This is a genomic window from Arthrobacter sp. Hiyo1 (assembly GCF_001263615.2).
Classification (GTDB): domain Bacteria; phylum Actinomycetota; class Actinomycetes; order Actinomycetales; family Micrococcaceae; genus Arthrobacter.
The window spans coordinates 449,453-457,293 of sequence record NZ_DF952471.1 but is presented as its reverse complement, the minus strand read 5'-3'; the positions used below and the strand labels follow the sequence as shown (position 1 = coordinate 457,293).

The following is a 7,841-nucleotide window of genomic DNA, read 5'->3' as shown; positions in this document are numbered from 1 at the left end:
GCACCCAGTACGGCACCCACCTTGCCGGCGCCAATGATTCCTACGCCGAGTCGTCCTGGCCTAGCCATGGTCGGGTTCCTCCTGGGTTGATGCACGCCGCATGGCAGGCGTGGCGGGCGGGGCCGGCATGGCGGCGGACGGAAGTTGCGCCAACCATTGCTCGGAACTTTGCAGTTTGCGGGCTTTGCGGGCCCGGGCCGCCTGCTGGTCGAACAAGCCGACTGCTTCCTCGGTGGCTGCCTGGATGAGGCGGGGCGCTACCGGTCCCGGAGTCGTATGCAACACGAGGTCGGCGACGCCGAAGAGCCGGGCCAACGGACCTTGGTGGAGGGCGATCGACTGCGTTCGTTGATGCGGGACCATCACCAACTTCCGCCACAAGCGGCCGGAGCGCAGCAGCAGTGCCGTGTCCGTTGAAAGGAAGCCGTTGCGTCGCCAGCCCAACGGGGAAAGAATCCAGGCACGCTTGGGGGTAGTGACAAAGCCGGCGCCTGAATCCAGTCCGGTCAACCCGGCGGTGAACACCCGTTCAGGATCGGCGGTACCAGGATCGGGCAGGACGAGCGAGAGCATCATCATCACTTCAGGCTTCCGGCCGACCGGAAGCAACAGGGTCCGGTGCTCGCCTTCGCTGCGGTGGTGTTCACCGTAGCCGGCAACGTTCACGTGGATCCTGTACCAGCCGAGAATCCGCCACAGCGGCGGCTGCGTGACCTTGAGGGCCTGGATGCGGCCGGGAGGCACGGTTTGGGCCCGGGTGTCCAGGAGCCCGTAGCGCAGGCGGATGCCGTCCGGGGAAACTGCCGCCGTAAAGTTGTAGCCCGTGTTGAACGATCGCCAGTAGGCGGTTCCCAAGCCGAGGATTGCCGGAATCAAGTAGAGGATGAAGGCCCGGGACTCGGTCAGCACTGACACCAACACGGACGCGATGGCGCTGAGCACAATGAAGAGGCTCTGCTCGCTCAGGATGAGCGAACCGACAAGCCGTCCAGGCGGCACGTAGAGCACCACCTGCTCGGGGGCCTCGGGCACGTCGACCGTTTCGCTCCCGTCAGCAATGCCGGCGGCCCGGCCCAGGATCGTGGCACGGAGCTGTTTGGCCTGGGCGAGCCTGAGGTAAGAGAGCCGCACGGCCGAATGGCCGGCGTCGGCCACCTCGAACTTCAGCTCCGCGAGCCCGAAAATACGGGCAAGCAGGGGCTGCACGATGTCGATGGCCTGGACCCGGTCAAGCCGCGCCTGGCGCTGCTGCTTGAACAGGAAGCCGGTGTTGACCCTTACGTAGCCTTCGGCAAGCTGGTACCTGGTGAAGTACCAGCTGAGGACGAAAGAACCCAAAGCAAGTAACAGCACGACGCCGCCCCCGGCCAGGAGCCAGAGCGTCCGTTCGTTGAAGTTGTCGCCTATGGTCCGCGGCCTTGGAGGGCCCGTTCGAAGGTATCGCGGCCGAAGAAATAGACGATCGCCGCCAGTGCCACCCATCCCCGCACGAAGGGCGACGCCGGGTGGACGCGGTGCCAGTCGCCGTCGACGACGGTGTGTTCCTGGGTCACAGCCCGGCCAGCCTCGCTTCGCCGCGGGCCGAAAGCTGCTCGCGCAGCCGTGCGCCTTCAGCGGCGGGAAGTCCGGGAAGGTGGGCGTTGGTTCCGGCTGAAGCGGTGTGGAGTTTGAGGGTGCACAGCCCAAGGACCCGCTCGACAGGTCCAACCGCAACGTCGACGTATTGCATCCGGCCGTAGGGAACCACCATGGTCCGCTGGAAGAAGATGCCGCGGCGGATCAGCAGGTCGTCGTCACGTTCCGCATAGCCGATGGCCCTCACTTGCCTCGGAATCAACACAAGCCGCCACAGGCCAACCAGCAGAAAGGCCGCGGGAACGGCGACGGCGAGCCACAGCGGTGGCCACTTCCACCATCCCAGTTCAACGAAAAGCAAGGGCAAGCTGAACAGGCCGATCGTGATCACGTTGCCAATGGCCCACTCGACAATCCGCACGGTCACGTATTTCCGCGAAACGCGCAGCCACTGGAGGCCAGGAGGATCAATCGCCGCGGTATGCATATTCGCCTTCGCCCTTGGCCTCGCCACGACGTGGATCCCTGACGCCGGGGCCGCCTTCCAGGTCTTCCGGAGGGATTCGGCAGAACCGCTCCACCACGAGGCCCACGATGGCCATGATGAGCCCGCCGCCGCCCATGATGAGCGCGAGCCACAAGATGCCTTGGTCGCTCCGGAAGCTCCAGAGCCGGAGTTGCTCAATCACGATTCCCACATGCCAGCCCAGCAGCACCGCGCCGGCATAGGCGCAGGCCTGGGCCAGGATCAGGGTTCGCGCCGCCAAGATGGGGTTGAGCATGGTCTTTTTCTTGCCGTTGCGCCACCGCAGGACGCGGATGCCCATGATCAAGGTCAGCACGGCGATGAAGCCCATGGTTATCAACGCGGAAGGAGGAAGAACCGGCGTCGCCATGCTGTAGCGCGTAGTGAGCACGGTGGTCAGCCAGCCGATGGCGGCAAGAACGACGGCGATGATCGCCAACAAGAGCGGTCGCATGGCCTTCATGGACTATTCCACCGCTCCCGCGGCAGCGACGCTGCCGGATCCATCGAAACCGTCGAAAGGCCGAAGCCCGGGAAAGTCCTCGGCTTTGGCGGCCAGCTCGGCGACGCTCTCACCGTTGAGCCGCGCAGCAGGGTCCAGGAGGGCCCACGGATAGAGCACGAAGGCCCGCTCCGCAGCCCGCGGATGCGGCAGGGTCAGTGTTTCGTCGTCGCTTCTGAACTCGCCATAGACGATGATGTCCACGTCCAATGTGCGGGCCCCAGCGGACCTCGCGGACCCGGTGGTGCATTTGTTCGACGTCGTGGCAGTGTTGCAACAGTTCCAGCGGCGTAAGCGTGGTCTCAATGGCGATCACCATGTTGAGGAAATCCGGTTGCCCCACAGGCCCGCCCACGGCTTTCGTCTGTACCACCGGGGAGACTCCGAGCAGGCGGATTTCCGGGCGGTCAACGAGGTCGGCGACCGCGGTGGAGAGGGTGTCGTTCCGCTCACCCAGGTTGCTGCCCAAGGCCAGGATGGCTTTCGTGAAACGGGAGGTCATGCACGCTCCCTGTGGACACTGACGGTGACGTCACCGAAGGGTACCTCGATGGGGGCCTTGGGTTTGTGGACCGTGACATCGACGGCGGCAACGTTGAAGCCAGCCAGGATCCCCTCGGCGATCCGTACGGCGAGGGCCTCGATCAGGTTGAGGGGTTCGCCCGTAATGAGGGATGTGATGTACTCGGCCACTTCGCCGTAGTGCGCCGTGAACTGCAGGTCATCGGTTTCCGCTGCCTTGCTGAAATCGGTGTACAGCACCGCGTCGACGACGAACGGCTGTCCGTCCCGGCGCTCGAAGTCGAAGACGCCGTGATGCCCGACGGCGGTCACGCCGGTCAGTGTGATCCTGTCCAAACCGGTTCCTCCCCCTTTGTCCACGAAGCTTAGTGTCTGATGCGTGCGGCAACCTTGACGGCGTCAAGGCTGGGGCCGACGTCGTGGACGCGCACGGCCCAGGCGCCGTTCGCGGCACTGATAGCGTGATGGCAGCGGTTGCATGATCGCGCTCCTCCGGTGCCGCCGCCTTGCCGGCCACCGTCAGGAGCGTCCCGAGGAAACGCTTGCGGGAAGCTCCAATCAGGACCTTGTGGCCAAGTTCATCCAGCTTGCCGATGTACTTGAGGAGTTGCCAGTTCTGGTCCTCGTCCTTGGAGAAGCCCAGGCCTGGATCCACAATGATTTGCTCCGGTGTGACGCCTGCCGCGTAGAGCTTGTCGCGGACGCCCTTGAGCTCTTCGATGACTTCGTCAACCACATTGCCGTAGTCGGCAAGGCTGTTCATGGTCTCGGCGTCGCCCCGGCGATGGGTCAGGACATAGGGCACTTTGGTGCGTGCAACGAGTTCGGCCATCTCAGGTTCGAGGCTCAGCCTGAGACATCGTTGATGATCGCGGCTCCTGCCTCCACGGCCGCGGCGGCCGTCGACGCATGTGTCGTGTCGATGCTGACGAGCGCTCCCGCCTTCACGAGTGCCTGAATCACCGGCAAGACCCGGCGCTGTTCTTCTTCCGGGGAGACGGGCTCGGCGCCCGGGCGGGTCGATTCGCCGCCGACGTCGATGATGTCCGCTCCCGCGTACAACATGCGCAATGCGTGGGCGATGGCGGTGTCCGCCGTCGGGTGCTTTCCGCCGTCGCTGAATGAATCCGGCGTGACGTTCAGAATTCCCATGACGAGCGTGCGGTCGGCCGGCAGGTCCGCGAAGCGGGCAGCTGGACGGGGTTTGCGGAGAATGGGCAGGGGGCTGGTAGCCGGGCCCGTTCCTGGTGCTGCTGCGAGGGAATCCATGGTCTTTGTTACCTTCCGAGTATGAGGCTCATGGCTTCGGCGCGGGTGGCCGGGTCATGAAGTTGCCCGCGCACTGCGCTGGTGACGGTCTTGGCGCCGGGCTTGCGGATGCCACGCATGGACATGCACATGTGTTCGCATTCGACGACGACGATCGCGCCCCTGGGCTTGAGGTGGGTCACGAGCGCTTCGACGATCTGGGTGGTCAGGCGTTCCTGCACTTGGGGGCGGCGGGCATAAATGTCGACGAGGCGGGCCAGCTTGCTCAGCCCCGTCACTTTGCCGTCGTGGGAAGGGATGTATCCAACGTGCGCGACGCCGTGGAACGGCACCAAATGGTGCTCGCACGTGGAATAGAACGGGATGTCCTTGACCAGCACGAGTTCCTCATGGTCGAGGTCGAACGTGGTGGACAGGACATGTTCGGGATCCTGGTGCAGGCCCGCGAACACCTCGGCGTAAGCTTGGCTACGCGCTTCGGCGTATCCACCAGTCCGCCACGGTCCGGGTCCTCGCCCACCGCAATGAGGATCTCGCGGACGGCCGCCTCGATGCGGGGGCGGTCGACCTTATATGAGTGGTGGCCGTGGCCGTGGCCACCTGATTTTCCCCCGGAGGCGTCGCCAAAGTCGTCACTGGCGGCACCGCTGAAGTCGTCGTCGTCGATGTGAGTCACAGCAGAAAGCTTAGCCTTGATGCGAAACGTCGGTGCCTGCGTCAGGTCCTTGACCAGTGAATGACTCCTGGCTGCCGACTCCCTGCGGGTGCGGGGGCTGGGCGTCCAAAGGCTCTTCGAGACGAGCTGCCTTGGCTTGTTCCTGGGCTTCGCGCTCGGCCTTCTCCGCACGGGATTCCACCGGAGGGATGGTCTGGACCGGACGGGACTCCTTGGAGAGCCATACCTCGCGGAAATCACGCTTGCGGATGTCGCGGAAGATGTGGGCGATCTCGGCCTGGTTCAGCGTTTCGCGCTCAAGCAGCTCAAGGGCCAACTGGTCCAGGACGTCGCGGTTCTCGGTCAGGATGGCATAGGCCTCGTCGTGGGCCTGATCGATCAGGCGGCGCACTTCCTCGTCAACGATGTACGCCACCGAGTCCGAGTAGTTGCGTTCCTGTGCCATGTCCCGGCCGAGGAACGGCTCGCCGCCGCCGGCGCCAAGCTTCACGGCGCCGATGCGCTCGCTCATGCCGAACTGGGTGACCATCTTGCGCGCAGTTCCAGTGGCCTTTTCGATATCGTTCGAGGCGCCCGTGGAGGGGTCGTGGAAGACGATTTCCTCTGCAACGCGGCCACCCATGCATAGGCCATCTGGTCGAGGAGTTCGTTGCGCGTGATCGAATATTTGTCGTCCTCGGGAACGACCATCGTGTAGCCGAGTGCGCGGCCTCGGGGCAGGATGGTGATCTTCGTGACAGGGGCTGAATTGCGCAATGCCGCTGCCACCAGGGCGTGGCCGCCTTCGTGGTAGGCGGTGATCTTCCGCTCCATTTCCTTCATGACGCGGCTGCGCTTCTGCGGGCCGGCCATGACGCGGTCGATTGCCTCGTCCAGGGCGCGGTCGTCAATCAGGTTGGCATTGGACCTGGCCGTCAGGAGTGCGGCCTCGTTGAGCACGTTGGCAAGGTCGGCACCCGTGTAGCCCGGGGTCTTCTTCGCGACGCCTTTGAGGTCGACGCCGTGGGCCATCGGCTTGCCCTTGGCGTGGACATTCAGGATCTGTTCACGACCAATCAGGTCCGGTGCCTCAACAGTGATCTGGCGATCGAAGCGGCCCGGACGGAGCAGGGCAGGGTCCAGGACGTCCGGACGGTTGGTTGCCGCGATCAGGATGACGTTGGTCTTGACGTCGAAGCCGTCCATTTCGACGAGGAGCTGGTTAAGGGTCTGCTCGCGCTCGTCGTTGCCGCCGCCGATGCCGGCGCCACGGTGACGTCCGACGGCGTCGATCTCGTCAACGAAAATGATGGCGGGCGCATTGGACTTGGCTTGCTCGAAAAGGTCGCGGACGCGCGAAGCACCGACGCCTACGAACATTTCGACGAAGTCCGAGCCCGAGATGGAGAAGAACGGGACGCCGGCCTCGCCTGCGACGGCGCGGGCCAGGAGGGTCTTGCCGGTGCCCGGAGGGCCGTACAACAGCACGCCCTTGGGGATCTTCGCGCCGACGGCTTGGAACTTCGCCGGTTCTGCGAGGAATTCCTTGATCTCCTGGAGCTCTTCGACGGCCTCGTCCGCACCGGCAACGTCAGAGAAGGTAACCTGCGGCATGTCCTTGTTGACCAGCTTGGCCTTCGACTTTCCGAACTGCATCACCTTGGAACCGCCGCCTTGCATGCGGGAGAGCAGGAACCAGAAAAGCACACCCAGCAGGAGGACGGGGATGAGGAGGGAGAACAGCCCGGAGAACCAGTTGTTCTCGACGGGCTGGTCCGTGAAGCCACCGGATGGCTGGGCGTTGGTGACGGCCTTGACGACATCCCCGGCTCGCGCGGTGACGTAGAAGACTGGACGTTCTTGCCTTTGTCCTGGCCATCGATGACGAGGTTGTCTTTCAGCGTCAGGTCAACGCGGTTCTCGGCATCGTAGATTTTGGCCTGGTCCACCTTGCCGCTCTGCGAGAGGATCGCGAGGCCCTTGTCGGTGTCGATACGGGTGGATCCGCCGGGGGCAAGGGTTGCAAATGCCACCAGGAGCAAGCCGACTACGACAACAATCCAGATGCCCGGGCCCTTGAAGAAACTCTTAGCTTTCATCTGTTCGGGGGCTCCGCCCCGTCCCTCCTGGTAGTGCTGCACGGCGCAGCTTCTGCGCGCGTGTGGTGCTGCGTCAGTTTCTAGCTTTACACCGTTCGGAGTGATTCACGCACAGTGAGAGGCAAAAGTTCCCTCTAGGCGTACATGAACACGGAATTCCGGAAGTTCCCGGGGGAAATCCACCGTTCTTTCAGGATCCCCGCGCAGCGGTCGAACGCAATCGTCGAACGGTTGCAACTACTGCACGGTACAGGCCGGGTTGGCGCCCGCCAGTCCCATGGATGCGTTTGCCGTGGCCAAGGAGGAGACCCACCCCGAGCGTCCTTCGTCTGCAGATAGACACCGTAGGAGCCCCCCAGCAAACCGCCCAGCACGCCCGACTTGAATTGCGTCGTGTACACGCCTCCGACAGGGCCCGTCGTGGAGAGGTTGGTTCCCAGCACCACGCCTGTCAGATTCGGGAGAAGTCCCCCGTTGGCTACGTAGTAGTTCACGTTGGCGGGCGCCGCATACGCGGTTCCCGCCGGGAATCGCCAGTTGACGGTGATCACGGGGCTGGTCCCGGCGACCCCGGGGCTGAGCGTACACGGGCCGATCATGACCGGCGGGGGAACCGTGAGCGCGTTCAGTGTACCGGAGCCAACTTCGGAGGCGGACCAGCTCGCGTCCGTGGTCCCCGTTCCGCCCGGGACC

The 7,841-nt window shown here is 64.3% G+C and carries 4 protein-coding genes and 5 pseudogenes; all 9 read right to left on the bottom strand.

What is annotated here, in order from left to right; genetic code table 11:
- Nucleotides 1-60: 60 nt before the first annotated feature.
- A pseudogene (locus AHiyo1_RS13670) lies at nt 61-1,553 on the bottom strand (PH domain-containing protein).
- Nucleotides 1,550-2,062: a PH domain-containing protein gene (locus tag AHiyo1_RS13665; protein WP_059388930.1), complete on the bottom strand. Its 513-nt coding sequence runs from the start codon at nt 2,060-2,062 to the stop codon at nt 1,550-1,552. Before AHiyo1_RS13665 ends, AHiyo1_RS13670 begins: the two are co-directional and overlap by 4 nt.
- On the bottom strand, nt 2,043-2,564 hold the full coding sequence (locus AHiyo1_RS13660) for a DUF3180 domain-containing protein (protein WP_059388929.1): 522 nt from the start codon (nt 2,562-2,564) through the stop codon (nt 2,043-2,045). Before AHiyo1_RS13660 ends, AHiyo1_RS13665 begins: the two co-directional genes overlap by 20 nt.
- A gap of 3 nt (nt 2,565-2,567) precedes the next feature.
- Nucleotides 2,568-3,105: pseudogene (folK, locus tag AHiyo1_RS27940) on the bottom strand (2-amino-4-hydroxy-6-hydroxymethyldihydropteridine diphosphokinase).
- On the bottom strand, nt 3,102-3,461 hold the full coding sequence (gene folB / locus AHiyo1_RS13650) for a dihydroneopterin aldolase (RefSeq protein WP_059388928.1): 360 nt from the start codon (nt 3,459-3,461) through the stop codon (nt 3,102-3,104). Before folB ends, folK begins: the two are co-directional and overlap by 4 nt.
- A 29-nt stretch (nt 3,462-3,490) precedes the next feature.
- Nucleotides 3,491-4,394, bottom strand: a pseudogene (gene folP, locus AHiyo1_RS13645) (dihydropteroate synthase).
- An 8-nt stretch (nt 4,395-4,402) separates the two neighbouring features.
- A pseudogene (gene folE, locus AHiyo1_RS13640) lies at nt 4,403-4,947 on the bottom strand (GTP cyclohydrolase I FolE).
- Nucleotides 4,948-5,080: 133 nt separating this feature from the next.
- Nucleotides 5,081-7,148: pseudogene (gene ftsH, locus AHiyo1_RS13635) on the bottom strand (ATP-dependent zinc metalloprotease FtsH).
- A 134-nt stretch (nt 7,149-7,282) separates the two neighbouring features.
- Nucleotides 7,283-7,841: hypothetical protein (locus tag AHiyo1_RS13630; protein WP_216363200.1), on the bottom strand; the 559-nt coding region annotated here is incomplete at its 5' end.

Coding starts and splice junctions, on each gene's coding strand:
- AHiyo1_RS13660 (WP_059388929.1), bottom strand. CDS start 2,564: ATGAAGGCCATGCGACCGCTCTTGTTGGCGATCATCGCCGTCGTTCTT.
- AHiyo1_RS13665 (WP_059388930.1), bottom strand. CDS start 2,062: ATGCATACCGCGGCGATTGATCCTCCTGGCCTCCAGTGGCTGCGCGTT.